The sequence below is a fragment of the Polaribacter sp. genome, assembly GCF_039939415.1.
In the GTDB taxonomy this organism is placed as follows: domain Bacteria; phylum Bacteroidota; class Bacteroidia; order Flavobacteriales; family Flavobacteriaceae; genus Polaribacter.
Window position 1 is genome coordinate 13,686 of the sequence record NZ_JBDVJE010000034.1, and the last position, 16,257, is coordinate 29,942.

Consider the following 16,257-nt stretch of genomic DNA (forward strand, 5'->3'; position numbering starts at 1 on the left):
ATATAGAGAATTAAAAAAAACACCCCTCTCTTCAAAAAAATTTAAACATTTTTATTCTATAATCTTAATAAAATCATCAAAAGCTTCATAATAAGGTTGATTTTTAAATACTGGGCTTTCAACACTTTGTGCATTTGCTAAACCAACACCTGCAAACCAAACTTTGGCATTTTGTTTTTTTGCATGATTTTTAAAAGTTTCCATCCAAAGAAGATCGTATTCATTAGGGTTTTGAATATTTTTTGTTGCTTTTACCAAGACAAAAATAGTAGGTTCTCCTTTTTTAAATAACACAAACTGAGGGTGTTTTTTTAACTGACTATTTATAGCCTGAAACTCATAACCCATTTTTGTAAGTTTTTTACCTACAATATTCATTGCTAAATGGTGTAATTCTTGCTCGGTTAAAATTTGCATTATTTTTTCTTATTACGTTTGTTGTAATTTTTATCTCCTCTAGTTTTTGGTTTCTTATATTTTTTAGCAATTTCTCTTCTATAAGAACCTCCTAAGTTAACTTTACTGTTCTTTTCGCTCTTTTCATGAAAAGCTGGTCCTGGAGTATATTCTAAAGAAGTTCTGTTCTTAGAAATTCCTTGATCTTCTCTTGGTCTTTCATCTTCTGTTAACAATTTAGAAATTTCTACTTCTTCAGGAAGTTCTAAAACTGGTACATTATAGTCCATTAAAGTTTCTATTTCTTTTTTAGACTCTTGTTCTTTATTTGTAGAAAAAAGTATGGTTTTTCCGGCTTTTTCTGCACGACCAGTTCTACCAATTCTATGCATATAATTCTCTGGAAAATCTGGAGTATCAAAATTGATTACATGAGAAACATTATCAAAATCTAAACCACGTGCCATAACATCAGTTGCTAGTAAAATTCTATTTTTACCTTCATCAAATTGCTTAATAGAACGAATTCTATAATTCTGAGTTTTGTTAGAATGAATTACACACATCTCATCATTAAACACTTCTTCTAAATGTTTAAATAATAAATCTGCAGTTCTTTTAAAAGCAACAAAAATTAAAACTTTATTAAACGTTTCTTTATCTGCTAAAAGATGATGTAATAAGTTAACTTTGGTAAAAAAGTTAGGAACATTATAAGAAACTTGCTCTATATTATCTAGCGGTGTTCCACTTACGGCAACAGAAATTTTAGTAGGATTTTTAAAGAAATCATAAATTAAGGCATCTACATCTTCTGTCATAGTTGCAGAAAATAATACGTTTTGTCTTCTTTCCGGAATCACATCAAAAATATTCATTAATTGAAAACGAAAACCTAAATCTAACATAACATCTACTTCATCAATCACCAATTTCTGAATCGATTTTAACTTTAAAGCATTGCTTAATGCTAAATCGTATAAACGTCCTGGAGTTGCAACAATTATATCTTGTCCTTGTAAGATGGCTTGTTTTTGAGTGTTGATGTTGGTACCACCATAAACTCCTAAAACACGAGTATTTATATATTTAGATAATTTTTCAATTTCATCTACTACCTGCAAAACCAACTCACGAGTTGGCACCAAAACCAAAACTCTTGGGTGTTGTTGCTTAGAAAATTTTAATTCTTGCAAAATAGGCATCATGTAAGCAAAAGTTTTACCTGTTCCTGTTTGCGCAATCCCTACAACATCTTTACCCGATCTTACAACAGAAAATGCTTGCTCTTGTATTGGTGTAGGATTTACAAAACCCAAATCATCAACAGCATATTGTAATTGTTTTGAAATCCCTAAATCTGTAAAAGTCATTCTAAATAATTTTATGCAAAGGTACGTTTTATAAAACGCTAAACAATAGCAGTTTTCAGTAAGAATTATTCGTAATTTTACCGCAGAAATTTTTAAGCTAAATGATTACAGATACGCATACCCACTTATATTCAGATCAATTTAAAGAAGATCAATTAGAAATGATGCAACGTGCAAAAGACGCTGGTGTTTCTCGTTTTTTTATTCCAGCAATAGATTCTACTTACACAGAAAGCATGTTACAACTTGAAAAAGATTATCCAAGCAATGTTTTTCTTATGATGGGATTACACCCAACTTCTGTTAAAGAAAATTACAAAGAAGAGTTAACAAAAGTAAAACAATGGCTAGATAAAAAAGATTTTTACGCTATTGGTGAAATAGGAATGGATTTATATTGGGATAAAACTTTTTTAGAACAACAAAAAGATGCCTTTAGAACTCAAATTAAATGGGCAAAAGAAAGAAAGTTACCCATAAACATTCATTGTAGAGATGCTTTTAATGAAATTTTTGAGGTTTTAGAATCTGAAAAATGCGAAGATTTAAGAGGAATTTTCCACTGTTTTACAGGAACTTTAGAACAAGCCAAACAAGCAATTTCTTATAATATGAAATTAGGAATTGGAGGAGTTGTTACTTTTAAAAATGGTAAAATTGATAAATTTTTAAATGAAATAGATATAAAACACATTGTTTTAGAAACAGATGCTCCTTACCTAGCCCCTACTCCTTTTAGAGGAAAAAGAAACGAAAGTGCTTACATAACAAATATTGTTGATAAATTAGTAGCCATTTATAGGCTATCTTATAAAGAAATTGCAGAAATTACAACTCAAAATTCTAAAGAAATTTTTAAAATTTAACTCAATGAAAAAGTATTATATAATTGCTATACTAATCTTATTTTCACTTAACACAAAAGCGCAAGAATATAGAAAATATTGGTTAGAAGGTAATTTAAATTGGTCTGATTTTCAAGCAAAACCTACAAAACAATACACTTCTTATCTTGCCTATGTTTTACTATATCAAACAGATAAAAAAGTTATAGATAATGTTATTTATGAAGGTGTTTTTTCTGATGCATATATAGACAAATCTTTATCTTTTGTTCACAATAATTTAAAAGACAAACATCATTTAAATTATAACCAAGTAATTTTTAATCTTGTAGAAATTTATAAAAGAAAACTACAAAAAAGAATTTTTGCTTTAGAAAACATTTATACTGTAAAATCTTTATTTAGCGATATCAAACATCAATTAGATAGAAATATTTTAGATTTTCAAGAAGAAGGAAATTATGGTATAGATAAAGATGTTACTGCAAAATGGCTATCTCAAACAAATTTAGAGTTATTAAAAACAGCTGCTTTCGAATTGCCAAATTTTAGAAAAAGTAATTGGACCTATGGTTTAAATGGTGGAATAGATTACACTTTTTATGGAGATCAATTTAAAGAAATTTTAAACAATACTATAGCCTTAACTTTTGGTTTTGAGTTTTCTTATAAAAGATTTTTTATGGGATTAAATATGGCACTTACTAACAGTAAATTAAATGAAGATATTGTACATAATACTTTTCTAAATGAAAAAGGAAATAAAAGTACCATTGCCAACTTAAACATTACTTTAGGATACCCTATTTACGAAACAAATAAATTTAGAGTATTACCTTTTGTGGGTTATGGACTGTTAGGTTTAGGTGAAGTAAATAAAGAAAAAAACAAAGATGAAATTACAAATGGAGCTTCATTTTTTGGATTAAATTTTGATTTTAAAAACAGAAAAAAAGTTAATTTTACTCCTTCAATCTTTAACATAAGAGAAGAAGGTAATAGTTATATAAGAGCAAAATTATTTATGAGCAATTCTAATTTCAATCCAAATTTAAAAGGATATAGTATTAATATTGGTATTGCTTATGGTATTGAAGGCAGATTACTATCTATTAATTAATGAGTTTAAAAACTACATATTATAAAACACCTCTTGGTATTGCAAAAATTGTTGGTGATGAAAACGGAATTCAATCTGTTTCTGTTTTAAATGATGATGAATTTTCAATTGTAAAAGAAGAAACAAATACCAAAAATCCAAAATGTTTATTAGAGTGTAAAATACAATTAGAAGAATATTTTTCTGGTAGTAGAACTAATTTTAGCCTTAAACTAAATCCACAAGGTACAACGTTTCAGAAAAAAGTTTGGAAAGAATTATTGAAGATTCCTTTTAATAAAACAAAAACGTATTTAGAACAAAGTAAAGCTTTAGGTGATGCAAAAGCAATTAGAGCTGTAGCATCTGCAAATGGAAAAAACCCAATTTGGATTATTATTCCTTGCCATAGAGTTATAGGTTCTAATGGCTCTTTAACAGGATATGCTGGCGGAATTTGGCGTAAAAAGTGGTTATTAGCGCATGAAAACCCCGTAAAACAACAATCTCTTTTTTAATTCTTATTTTCAGAATATTAAAAAACATATTTTTACGTTAAGATTGTATTGTTTTTTATGACACAAAGAATTCTCTTTTTTTTATTACTTTTTATTGGGTTTTCTATCCAATCTCAAAACTCTTCTACAGATTTTAGAGTTAAAAAAATCTTGGTAAAAAAAGACACAATTCAATTAGATTCTGTGGCTTTAAACCCAAATAAATTTAGAGTGCTAAACAGCGCTTTACAGGCAATAAAATCATCAGAATATAAAATAGATTTTAGTAACGCTAGATTAATTATAAACGCAAATAAGTATTCAGAAATTACAGTAGAATATTTAAAACTACCAGATTTTATTACAAAAGTTTATACTTCTTTCGATAAAAATTTAATTGTTGCTAATGGTACCAATACTGGTAAATTATACAGTTTAACAACCAACAAAAAAGCATCAGAAATTAAACTTTTTGATGGGCTACAAACAAAAGGCTTTATCTCTAGAGGCGTTACTTCTGGTAATAATCAAAACGCAGTTACAAATTCTGCATTAGATTTAGAAATTTCTGGTAAACTCTCTAAAGATGTTACGTTAAGAGCCAATATTTTTGACACAAATATACCCATCCAAGAAAATGGATATTCGCAAAACATAACAGATTTTGATAGAATATTTATTGAAATATTTACAGATACTTGGCGTGTAAAAGCAGGAGATATTTCTTTGCAAAATAATGACAGTTATTTTATGCCAATTAGTAAACAAATTGCAGGTTTACGAGTAGAAGCAAATATCAATAAAAACTTAAAGGTTGCAGCTTCTGGGGCTGTTGTTAGAGGTAAATTTAACAGATACAAAGTAACTGGTAGTGAAGGAAACCAAGGGCCATATAAAATTTATGGAATAAATAATGAACCCGCAATTTTAATTATTGAAGGTAGTGAACAAGTATATATAAATGGAATTCTTATTGAACGAGGTGAAGATAAAGATTATGTTATAGACTATAATTTGGCAGAAATTATATTTAATACTACATATCCTATTACAAATGATATGAGAATTGCTGTTGAATTTCAATATTCAGACAGAAATTATTCGCGTTTTGTAACTTATGAAGAAGCTACTTACAATAGTGATAAACTAAATGTTAGTGCCTATTTTTACAATGAAAACGATGCTAAAAACCAACCTTTACAACAAAGTTTAACAGAAAGTCAAAAACAAATTTTAGCAAATGCTGGTAATAATACAGATTTAATGGTGGCAGAAAGTGCTTTTTTAGATGCTTTTGACGAAAATAAAGTGCTCTATAAAAAAACAACTATAGGTACAGTGGAAACATTTGAATATTCACAAAATTCTACTGATGAACTTTATTTTGTAACTTTTACAGATGTTGGTTCTAATAAAGGAAATTATCAATTAGATAGAAGCACTGCTGTTGGTAATATATTTATTTATGTTGGCGTAAATCAAGGAAATTATAGCCCAATTATTAAATTAACTGCACCTAATAAATATCAAACTTTTGTTTTAAAATCTGATTATAATTCTACTAAAAAAACAAGAATTAACACAGAAATTGCCATTAGTAATAATGATTCAAATTTATTTTCTTCTATAGATAATGATAATAATGTAGCTGTTGCTGCAAAATTGAACTGGCAGCAAATTTTAATTGATAAAAAATGGCAATTAAAAAGTAATATTTCTCATGAATATGTTCAACAGAATTTTAATACAGAACAAGGTTGGGAAGCTGTAGAATTTAATAGAGACTGGAACATACTTACCAACAATGCTACAAAAAATTACTTTCAATCTGAATTTACACTTCAAAACAAAAACAACGATTTTATTTTATACAGATATAACAATTTAAGTTATCCAAATACTTTTAAAGGTAGTAAACATGAGTTGCAGTCTAAAATGAATTTAAAAAACACTTCACTTTATATTAATGGTAGTTTTTTAACAAACACCTCAACTACAGAAGACAATTCTTTTTTTAGAGCCAAAGCAAAAGCAGAACAAAATTTAAACAAAAAATGGCTGGGTACTTTTATTAATTTTGAAACAAATTCAAGACAAAATATTATTAGTAAAGAATACTTAAATACAAGTCATCGATTTAAAGAAATAGAAACCTATTTTGGTATTGGAGACAGTACAAATGTATTTGCTAAATTTGGTTTTAATTACAGAAATAATGATAGTATAAAAGCAAATACTTTTACCGAAATTAACAATAGAAAAACCTATTATGTAAACAGTAAATTAATTAAAAATAAGAAAACCAATTTAAATGTTTTTGTCAATTACAGGTTAACAGAAAACCAATTTACAGAAAATGAAAAATCATTAAATTCTAAAGTTATTTATAATCAAAAAATATTGAATAATTTTATCAATTTAAGTACCGTTTATGAAACCTCTTCTGGAAATGTTGCTAGACAAGAATATATTTACATTAAAACAGAACCTGGTTTGGGTTATTACACTTGGATTGATTATAATTCTGATGGGATTCAAGATTTTGATGAGTTTGAAATTGCAGAATTTCAAGATCAAGCAGCATATTTACGTTTACCAAAACCTAATTTGCAATTTATAGCTACCCAAAGAGCAAAATTTACACAGTCTATCTCTCTAAATCCTAAAGTTTGGAACTCTAAAAACGGCATTAAAAAACTGCTTTCTAAGTTTTACAATCAAAGTTTTTTAACAGTAGAAAATGAGCAACAGAGAATAGGAAACTCCTTCAATTTTAATCCTTTTGATTTTGATGAGAGTAAATTAATTGGTCTAAATTATAATTTAAGAAACAGTATCTATTTTAATAAAAATCTTCAAAGAAACAGTATCACTTACACTTTTGGAAAAAACAGAAACAAACAACAATATTTTATTGGTAGCCAAGAAAATAACATACAACTACATCAAGTAGATTACGCACATAAATTCGCTTCTTTTTGGTTGTTTGAATTGATGGGAAAAACATCTAAAAATGATTTAAAAACAGAAAATTTTAATACTAGAAATTACAATATAAACACCAACCAAATTCAACCAAAAGTAAGTTATTTATACAATAACAATAATCGGTTTTCTGCTTTTTACCACTTTAAAAACAAAGAAAATCAACTACAAGATTTCGAGCAATTAAATCAACAAAAATTTGGATTTGAATATTTTTACATTAGCAGTAAAAAAAATCAAATTTCTGCCAATATAAATGTGTTTTTAAATGACTTTACTGGAGATACAAATACACCTGTTGCTTACCAAATGCTAGAAGGTTTTCAATCAGGACAAAATTATACATGGTCTATTTTATTTAATAAAAAATTAAACCCATTTTTAAATCTAAATTTAAATTATTTGGGCAGAAAAAGCGAAAACTCTAAAACAATACATACAGGAAACATTCAACTAAAAGCAATTTTTTAGATTTTTGGCTTGTTTTTTGATATGTTTGTAACCATATTAAAAATAAAATTATGAAAAAAATAGCCCTATTACTTTTACTATCTATTACCACAATATCTTTTGCGCAAGAAAAGAATGAAAAATTACCTCAAGACATTCTTAAAAAACACGAAATAAAATTAAATGCTTTTGGTTTAATAGCTTTTGAATGGTTAGATGTATCTTATGAATACTTAATTAATGAAGAATCTTCTTTTGGTGCTGGTTTGTTAATTGGTTTAGATAATAACACAGATTTTGATGAATATAGAAAATTCTCTTTAACTCCTTTTTATAGAAGATACTTTTCTAACAAATTTGCTAGAGGTTTTTTTGTAGAAGGTTTTGGTATGATACATTCTTATGAAAATTATGATTATGATTATTATGATTATTACGGAAACTATATTAGTAATAGAAATGGAGATACAAAAACTGAATTTGCAGTGGGTATTTCTGTGGGTGGAAAATTTGTTTCTAAAAAAGGGTTTACCACAGAAATTTATTTAGGTATAGGACGTAATTTAGGAGGAGACAACAATTCTTTAGAAGCAGTTGGTAGAGGGGGAATCTCTTTAGGGTACAGATTCTAAAAACAATCTTTATTTTATGTATGTTTGTAACATACTTTTATCTATAACAATACGTTATAACAAAAACAAAAAAATGAAAAAATTATTTTTAGCTTTCGGATTTATAATTAGCTCGATTACATATTCTCAACAAGAACTTAAATTAGATATTGGTGATGCTTTAGTTAGTAAAACATTAGAGTTTTCTTACGAAAACTATTTAACAGAGAATACTTCTTTTGGTATTTCTGCTCTTTTTAATTTAGAGAAACAAGATGCTTCTTTTAGATATAATGAAAATACAATGATTACTCCATATTACCGACAATATTTTTCTACTCATGAACAATGGAACTTTTTTGGTGAAGGTTTTATTGGTATCAATTCTGGTAAAAAAGAATCTATAGAAGATTCTGGAAATTTTGATATAAAATATACAGATGCTGCAATAGGTATAGCTGTAGGTACTAAATATATTGCCTCAGGAGGATTAGTTATAGATTTGTATGCAGGTATTGGTAGAAACTTATTTGGTTCAGATTCTCCAATATTAGTACCTAGATTAGGCTTAAATATTGGTTGGAGATTCTAATTATCTCAATTTTATATTTAAAAAACCTCTTGAAATTTATAATTTCAAGAGGTTTTTTTGGGTTTTAAAAGTAATGTAAACTACTATTTTTCATTTCCAATGTTAAGCTTTTACCTATAAAAATACACTAAACCCCTTATTTACAGTATTTTATACTATTATTCCATTTTTACAATGTTAATTTAATGTTATGTAAATGTATATTTAATGTAATTTATTAGTATATTTGATTACGAAAAATATTAATTACAAAAAACTAAAGAAGATGAAGAAAGCAATTTTAATAACAGTATTATTTATATCAGCAATAGGATTTTCTCAAGATAAAGCAACTACTTACGAAAAAGAAGGTGATTTAGTGAAAGCTACTTATTATTTTGATAATGGAGATGTTAAAGTTCAAGGATTTTTTAAAGATAAAAAACTAACAGGAACATGGACAAGCTTTGACAAAAAAGGTAACAAAACTCAAATTGCTCACTACAATGAAGGTAAAAAAATTGGTAAATGGTTTGTTTGGAGTAAAAACTCATTAAAAGAAATCACTTATAGTAATAACGCAATTGTTAGTGTTAATGATTGGAAAGCTGAGTCTAAATTAGCTTTTAATAAATAATAATTAAAACAGAAAAGCAGGCTTTAAAAGCCTGCTTTTTTTATGTAAATAAATTACTAGATTATAAACCCCTTGTCCAACCAGATGTCCAATCAGGAGCACTAGCTCCATTACCAGCACCTGTTGCAGTACCTTCAGTATAGAAAGACTGATTTACACCTGTGTAATCAGTAACCTTAAAACCTGATGCATTATCAGCAAATTCGATATTTGTTATTACTAAATCTCCTGCTTCTATTCTTGCAGCAGCATCTGTATCTGTACTTTTTACTTTTACACCTAAATTAGCACCAGAAACATAGAAGTTATCAATATTAAAACTACCTCCACCTTCTTTGAAATATAAAGCACCTTCTGTTACAGGACCAACTACAGTAATATTTTTTAATGTAGTAGTAGTTACAGGAGTTGCAACTCCATTATCTCCATTGTTAGAACCTTCTATTCCCCCTTTTGCTCCACCAGATATATACCAATATTCTCCATTACCAGACCATCCATCTGCAAAATCAATAGAATCATCTCCACTATTAGTAGAAACTAAATATTTTCCATTAACTGTTCCTCCAAAGAATTCTATTCCATCATCACCTCCTTCAAAAGATTGTACATATTCTAGCGTAGTTCCAGAACCAACACCAAATAATGATAATCCATTAAATTCTTTTGAGCTATTAAAAGTTGCTCCTGTATACTCTATTCTTAAGTATTTAATACTTCCTGAACTATCATCTGAAGATGTACCTCCATAAGTTAAATCTGCAACTTCAGAAGTAGCTACTGTACCAACATTTGTAGGTGCTTTACCACAAACAACTAATCCTCCCCAATCTGCTTTTGCTGGACTATCTGCACCAGATGTCATAATTACTGGATTAGAAGCAGTACCTTCTATAAATATTTTTCCTCCTTGAGCTACTGCTATATAAGAACTAGTACCACCAGTTGCTTCTATCGTAGTTCCTGCTGGAATTGTTAAAGAACCACCATCCTTTACTACAAAAGAACTAGTTAATTCATAAACAATACTTGCATTTAAAGAAACATTTCCTGTTACTTCTCCTGCTAAATTTTCTGAAGTAACACCACTATTACTTAAACCTCTAGTCCAACCAGCTGTCCAGTCTGGAGCTGCAGCACCATTTCCTGCACCAGTTGCAATACCTTGTTCAATAAATAAAAGATTTACACCTGTATAATCTGTTTGTACAAAACCAGATACATTATCTGCAAATTGTACGTTTGTCATAACCAAATCGTTTGCTTCTATTCTAGCAGCAGCATCTGTATCTGTACTTTTTACTTTTACACCTAAGTCTACACCTGCAATGTAAAAATTATCTACAGTAAAATTACCTCCACCTTCTTTGAAATATAAAGCACCTTCAGTTACAGGTCCAACTACAGTTATATTTTTTAATGTCGCATTCGTTACAGGAGTAGCATTTCCATTATCTCCATTATTAGAACCTTCTATTCCTGCTTTTGCTCCACCAGATATATACCAATATTCTCCAGATCCTGCCCATCCATCAGCAAAATCAATAGAATCATCTCCACTATTAGTAGAAACTAAATACTTACCATTTACAGTACCTCCAAAAAATTCAATTCCATCATCTCCACCTTCAAAAGATTGAACATATTCTACAGTTGTACCTGAACCAACACCAAATAATGATAATCCATTAAATTCTTTTGAGCTATTAAAAGTTGCGCCTGTATACTCTATTCTTAAATATCTAATACTTCCTGAATTATCATCTGATACTGAACCTCCATAAGTTAAATCTGCAACTTCAGAAGTAGCAGTTGACCCAACATTTGTTGGTGCTTTTCCACAAACAACTAATCCACCCCAATCTGCTTTTGCAGGAGAAGAAGAACCAGAAGTCATAACAACAGGGTTATCTGAATTACCTTCTACATATATTTTTCCGCCTTGAGCAACAGCAATATAAGAACTTGTACCACCAGTTGCTTTTATTGTAGTTCCTGCTGGAATTGTTAAAGAACCACCACTTTGTACTATGTAAGCCGCTTTTAATTCATATTCAATACTTGAATCTAATATAACCTCTCCAGTAACTTCTCCTTCTAAAACATTGTTTACCGCACATGGTTCACAAGATGAACCTCCACAATCAACTCCAGTTTCGTCACCATTTTGTATTCCATCTGAACAAGATGCAGTAAAAACTGGATCATCACTTCCACAAGAGATTACAAATGCTGTTGAAGCAATTAGTAACATCAATTTTAATATTTGTTTTTTCATTTTAATTAATTTTATTATTTTGTTTTGTTTGCACAAATTACTTGCTTGTATTTAAAGTTAACGTTGCTTATGTATTAAAACTTAGTTATTCAATTGTTAATTAAAAGTTATATGAAAACGATAACTTAACATTCATTCCTGTTTTAAAAGAAGAAACAACTACATCTTGTGTTTCTTGTCTTCTCTCTATAGTAGGGTTTAAAATATTTTTAGCAGTAAAACCTACTCCTATTTTCTTACTTAATTTTCCTTTTAATATAAAATCTAATGTTCCAACACCAGCATCTATTAAATTTCCTTTTCCTTCTGTACCAAGAGCAAATACTCTATCTGAAAAATAATTAAATGCTACAGTTGTTTGCAAACTTTTATCATGTTTAAAATCTTTAAAATAACTTACATCTGCATTTAACAACAAATCAGAAGCACCAGAAATTCTACTTTCTTCATCTGTAAAATCAACACTTTTAGGAAATCCTTTTGCTGTAGTTTCTTCTACTACTTTTGCTCCATCTAAATCTTGATTCGATTGCATATAAGACGCATTAAAACCTAACGTTAAATTATTTTTTAACACAGAATCTTCTGTATCAATTTCTTTTTCGAAAAGTGTTTTTCTTATTTCTAATTCTGCACCTATAGCTGTTGCTTTTTCTCCTGAATTTACCCAACTAATATCATTTGAAGCTGAATTAATTGTTGCTTCATTAATTGGATTTTTAATATATTTTCCGAAAAGACCTAAAGATATAACCTCACTAGACTTTGGAAAATAATCCCATTTTAAATCAATATTATAATCTGTTGAAGCATACAAAGCAGGATTACCAACAAAAGATTGTGTTACGTCTTCAAACTGAAATAACGCTCTTTCTTTATATTGTGGTAGTGTATACGTTTTACTTGCAGCAAATTTTAAATTTTGCTCTTCATTTAATACATACTTTAAAGAAACAGCTGGAAGTATTTCAAAAATATCTAATTCACTTGAGTCTCCTGAAGGATCTAAAGATGTTGTCCAACCAATTGTTTGATTAATTTTTTCGGCTCTAACTCCAAAAATACCTGTAAATTTTTCAGAAAAAGCATATTCAAGAGAAATATAACCTGCATTAATTACTTGATCCCCATCATAAGTCTGTGGCAATAAGACGTTTGTACTTGTTGCACCTAACCCTCCTCTAAATGTTTTAATTTCAAATAAACCTGCATTAAAATTCTCTTGATTAAAATAACTATCTAAATTATAAACATCATTTATAATAGGTTGCGTACTTTTATTTAAAATGCTAAAATTAAATTGAGTTGCTCTAAATTTTACATTTTTAAACCTTCCATTGTAACCTAATGTAACTTTCCCTTTATACTCTTCATCTTCACTTTTATTAAATTTATAGGTTGTAGAAAAGTTAGCTGCAATTTCTTCTTCTTCTAAATTTTGATAGAATCTATGATTATCTGATTCGTTATTTGTTTGTTTAAACGATTTAGGTCCATCTGGAAGATCCCAATTATCTGGTGTTAAAATAACTTGTCTTCTATTAGGTACTTTATTATCAACAAAATTATAAGAAGCTCCCCAGTTAACATCAAAATTATCATTTAATTTATGATCTCCTAATAGTTGGTGAATAATCAATTGAGTTCTTTCAAAAGCTTGACGCTGAACAAAAGCTCCACCTTCTGGCGCATAATCAAAAATATCTACTGTACCTGTATATTCATCTTGTTTTTGATTTGAGGTATTAATACCTAAACCATTATACTTGAAAGTATGATTTTTATGTTTTAAAGCAATATTACCCATTAAAGTAGTGTTGGTTTCATAAGCATAGCTTTTAAAAGCATAATCTCTTCTTGCTACACCAGAAACATTTACACTTCCTCTAGAAATACCTTCTTTAAACTTAAATCCATTATTAAAAGATGCTACTGCAAAAACATTTAATTTGGTATCTTCACCTAATTGATAAGAGTTTCCTCCTTTTAAAGAAAAATTTGAATTTACTGGCGTCCCAGATTTTTCTCTATCCCAACTTGTCTCAAAATTATAATTATTCAAAGGAAATGCTGGGTAATTTTTAGTATAAAAACCAGATGTATTTGGTCCATCAGTTAAATAAAAATCACTTTGAGAAATTGCTTCTGTATTTGCTCCAGATCCTACACCAATTTCAATAAACCCTTTTCCTTTATAGTTTTTAGAAGATATATTAACATTTGCACCAGCAAAATCACCATAATTACTTACATTATATGTTTTATCTATTCCAATATACCCAACAATATCAGTAGAGAAAATATCTAAATCTATATTTTTTCTTGATGGATTATTAGAAGGTAATGGCAAACCGTTTAAAGTAGTAACATTATATCTATCTCCTAAACCACGTACAAAAACACCTCCAGAACCTTCTTCTTTAGAAATACCCGTAGTTTTTGTTAATGCTGCTGCAACATCTCCAACTCCTTTTATAGCTAGTTCTTCTGCCCCTATTTTTTTAACAATCGAAACTGCTTTTTTCTGTTCTAATAAAAGTGCACTAGATTTTTCTTTGTTTGAAGACGATTTTACAACAATCTCATCTAAAGAAACACCTTCTTCTGCAGACATTAATTGACTTACAATTAGTGTTTCTCCTGCCTTAATCGAAAAAGATTTCTCTATAGTTTTATAACCTAAAAAACTAAAAATTACAATATGGTTTCCTTCTTCTACTTTTAAAATATAATTTCCATCAAAATCTGTAGTTGTACCAATACTAGTTCCTTTAATTTGAATATTAGCAAATGGCAAAGGCTCATTATTTGTTTCCTTGTCCGTTAATAATCCTTTTAATGTTCCTTTGCTTTGTGCAACTATAATTTGACCTAAAGCTAAAAAAGTAATAAATAAAAATTTCTTCATTATTATATATAATTTACAATTGCAAAAGTCTACCGCATTTGTAAAGTATATGTTAGTTTTAAATTACGATTGTATTACAGAAACATTAATTAAACGTTAACTAATACAAATAAGATAACGTTTAATTAATTTAGTATATACATTAAGTTTAAACGCTCAATGCATATTTGCAATATTCTTATAAGATGATGTCATCATAAATTAATTAGTTTTTGTCAACTATTTTATATGACTAACTGCCTTTGATCGAGGCAGTTTTTTTGTTTTGTTAATAATTCATTAACATTAATTTAACATAACTATAAGTTCTTTGCAGCGACAAAAACTAATAATTATGAAATTATCTAAACTACACTCTGTAGTTACTTTAATTTGTATTTCTGCTTTCTTAAGTATTAATGCACAAGAAACCAATGCACCTAAATTTGGTAAAGGCCTTTTTAATTTAATAGGAAAAGACAGTACATTTTCTATGAATATAAGTGCAAGAATGCAGTTTCTTGCAACATCTCAATGGGATGCCAGTAATGGGTTATCAAATCCAGAAACAAATATGCTTGTTAGAAGAAGTAGACTAAAGTTTAACGGTTTTGCTTTTACACCAAAATTAACTTATAAGATAGAGTTAGGTTTATCGAATAGAGATATTGGTAAAGCTACAACTTTTACAAATGATGCTCCAAAATATATTTTAGACGCTGTTGTAAAATGGAATTTTACAGGAAATTTTACACTTTGGTTTGGACAAACAAAATTACCTGGTAACAGAGAACGTGTAATTTCTTCTGCAAACCTACAACAAGTAGATCGTTCTTTATTAAATAGTAGATTTAATATTGATAGAGATATGGGTATACAATTAAGACACCACTTTAAACTTTCTAAAAACTTTATAGTAAAAGAAGCATTTTCTATTGCACAAGGTGAAGGAAGGAATGTAACCACTGGAAATTTAGGGGGACATCAATATACAACCAGAGTTGAACTTTTACCTTTTGGAAAATTTGCTAGTAAAGGTGATTATAAAGGAAGTGATTTAAAATTTGAAGAAAAACCAAAATTAGCTTTAGGTTTTACATATGATTTTAATAATGATGCAGTAAAAAACAGATCTAACCAAGGTTCTTATATGGCAAATGATATAGGTTATTACGCAACAAATATTTCAACAGTTTTTGTAGATGCAATGTATAAACATAAAGGTTTCTCTTTTATGGCAGAATACTCTAAAAGAGATGCTAAAGATCCTTATGCTAAAAATTCTGATGGAACTTTAACTGGTGATGAGGTTCAAGTAGGTAATGGTTTAAACTTACAATCTGGAATTATGTTATCTAAAACATTAGAACTTTCTGGTCGATATACAAATATTTCTTTAGATAAAATTATTACTGCTAAAGGAGCAGAAAACCAATATACTTTAGGCTTATCAAAATTTATTGTTGGTCATAAATTAAAAGTTCAAACAGACTTAAGTTATACAGATATTGGTTTTAGTACAAACCAATTACTATACAGATTACAAGTAGACATTCACTTTTAACAATAATTAAAATAACATAAAGATAACATTGACGTATTTTTATGTTAGTAAATTTGCAAAACTA

General features: G+C 28.4%; 12 protein-coding genes. 8 read left to right on the forward strand and 4 right to left on the reverse strand.

Annotation, left to right across the window (positions count from 1 at the left end):
* Positions 1-51: 51 nt before the first annotated feature.
* Together ABJG40_RS05420 and ABJG40_RS05425 are read right to left on the reverse strand one after the other, a co-directional pair.
* Positions 52-417: a Na(+)-translocating NADH-quinone reductase subunit F gene (locus ABJG40_RS05420; RefSeq protein WP_348023556.1), complete on the reverse strand. Its 366-nt coding sequence runs from the start codon at positions 415-417 to the stop codon at positions 52-54.
* Positions 417-1,769: a DEAD/DEAH box helicase gene (locus ABJG40_RS05425; protein WP_348023557.1), complete on the reverse strand. Its 1,353-nt coding sequence runs from the start codon at positions 1,767-1,769 to the stop codon at positions 417-419. Before ABJG40_RS05425 ends, ABJG40_RS05420 begins: the two co-directional genes overlap by 1 nt.
* A 101-nt stretch (positions 1,770-1,870) precedes the next feature.
* Here ABJG40_RS05425 and ABJG40_RS05430 point away from each other — a divergent pair, with 101 nt between their 5' ends.
* The 7 genes from ABJG40_RS05430 to ABJG40_RS05460 all read left to right on the forward strand — a co-directional run bounded on the left by ABJG40_RS05430 (position 1,871) and on the right by ABJG40_RS05460 (position 9,464).
* Complete coding sequence (locus ABJG40_RS05430; protein ID WP_348023558.1) at positions 1,871-2,635, forward strand: TatD family hydrolase; 765 nt, start codon at positions 1,871-1,873, stop codon at positions 2,633-2,635.
* Between the two features lie 4 nt (positions 2,636-2,639).
* On the forward strand, positions 2,640-3,734 hold the full coding sequence (locus ABJG40_RS05435; RefSeq protein WP_348023559.1) for a hypothetical protein: 1,095 nt from the start codon (positions 2,640-2,642) through the stop codon (positions 3,732-3,734).
* Positions 3,734-4,231 (forward strand): methylated-DNA--[protein]-cysteine S-methyltransferase, encoded by a 498-nt coding sequence (locus ABJG40_RS05440; protein WP_348023560.1) that lies wholly within the window; start codon positions 3,734-3,736, stop codon positions 4,229-4,231. Before ABJG40_RS05435 ends, ABJG40_RS05440 begins: the two co-directional genes overlap by 1 nt.
* Positions 4,232-4,288: 57 nt before the next feature.
* The gene (locus ABJG40_RS05445) at positions 4,289-7,666 is read left to right on the forward strand and encodes a hypothetical protein (protein ID WP_348023561.1); all 3,378 of its coding nucleotides are present in this window, start codon (positions 4,289-4,291) and stop codon (positions 7,664-7,666) included.
* A 50-nt stretch (positions 7,667-7,716) separates the two neighbouring features.
* A complete protein-coding gene (locus ABJG40_RS05450; protein ID WP_348023562.1) occupies positions 7,717-8,277 on the forward strand; it encodes a DUF3575 domain-containing protein in 561 nt (186 codons plus the stop codon).
* A gap of 73 nt (positions 8,278-8,350) precedes the next feature.
* Positions 8,351-8,848, forward strand: coding sequence for a hypothetical protein (locus ABJG40_RS05455; RefSeq protein WP_348023563.1), 498 nt, complete (start codon positions 8,351-8,353; stop codon positions 8,846-8,848).
* A 265-nt stretch (positions 8,849-9,113) separates the two neighbouring features.
* A complete protein-coding gene (locus tag ABJG40_RS05460) occupies positions 9,114-9,464 on the forward strand; it encodes a nicotinic acid mononucleotide adenyltransferase (protein WP_348023564.1) in 351 nt (116 codons plus the stop codon).
* A 61-nt stretch (positions 9,465-9,525) separates the two neighbouring features.
* Here ABJG40_RS05460 and ABJG40_RS05465 read toward each other — a convergent pair whose 3' ends face one another.
* Positions 9,526-11,742, reverse strand: coding sequence for a hypothetical protein (locus ABJG40_RS05465; RefSeq protein WP_348023565.1), 2,217 nt, complete (start codon positions 11,740-11,742; stop codon positions 9,526-9,528).
* A 100-nt stretch (positions 11,743-11,842) separates the two neighbouring features.
* Positions 11,843-14,650, reverse strand: coding sequence for a TonB-dependent receptor (locus ABJG40_RS05470; protein ID WP_348023566.1), 2,808 nt, complete (start codon positions 14,648-14,650; stop codon positions 11,843-11,845).
* Between the two features lie 334 nt (positions 14,651-14,984).
* Here ABJG40_RS05470 and ABJG40_RS05475 point away from each other — a divergent pair, with 334 nt between their 5' ends.
* Entirely contained in the window at positions 14,985-16,193 is a 1,209-nt protein-coding gene (locus tag ABJG40_RS05475) for a porin (protein WP_348023567.1), read from the forward strand.
* The last annotated feature ends 64 nt before the right edge of the window (positions 16,194-16,257 follow it).

Excerpts from the sequence above, each read along its gene's own strand:
- ABJG40_RS05420 (WP_348023556.1), bottom strand. The coding sequence starts at position 417 with ATGCAAATTTTAACCGAGCAAGAATTACACCATTTAGCAATGAATATT.
- ABJG40_RS05425 (WP_348023557.1), bottom strand. The coding sequence starts at position 1,769 with ATGACTTTTACAGATTTAGGGATTTCAAAACAATTACAATATGCTGTT.
- ABJG40_RS05430 (WP_348023558.1), top strand. The coding sequence starts at position 1,871 with ATGATTACAGATACGCATACCCACTTATATTCAGATCAATTTAAAGAA.
- ABJG40_RS05435 (WP_348023559.1), top strand. The coding sequence starts at position 2,640 with ATGAAAAAGTATTATATAATTGCTATACTAATCTTATTTTCACTTAAC.
- ABJG40_RS05440 (WP_348023560.1), top strand. The coding sequence starts at position 3,734 with ATGAGTTTAAAAACTACATATTATAAAACACCTCTTGGTATTGCAAAA.
- ABJG40_RS05445 (WP_348023561.1), top strand. The coding sequence starts at position 4,289 with ATGACACAAAGAATTCTCTTTTTTTTATTACTTTTTATTGGGTTTTCT.
- ABJG40_RS05450 (WP_348023562.1), top strand. The coding sequence starts at position 7,717 with ATGAAAAAAATAGCCCTATTACTTTTACTATCTATTACCACAATATCT.
- ABJG40_RS05455 (WP_348023563.1), top strand. The coding sequence starts at position 8,351 with ATGAAAAAATTATTTTTAGCTTTCGGATTTATAATTAGCTCGATTACA.
- ABJG40_RS05460 (WP_348023564.1), top strand. The coding sequence starts at position 9,114 with ATGAAGAAAGCAATTTTAATAACAGTATTATTTATATCAGCAATAGGA.
- ABJG40_RS05465 (WP_348023565.1), bottom strand. The coding sequence starts at position 11,742 with ATGAAAAAACAAATATTAAAATTGATGTTACTAATTGCTTCAACAGCA.
- ABJG40_RS05470 (WP_348023566.1), bottom strand. The coding sequence starts at position 14,650 with ATGAAGAAATTTTTATTTATTACTTTTTTAGCTTTAGGTCAAATTATA.
- ABJG40_RS05475 (WP_348023567.1), top strand. The coding sequence starts at position 14,985 with ATGAAATTATCTAAACTACACTCTGTAGTTACTTTAATTTGTATTTCT.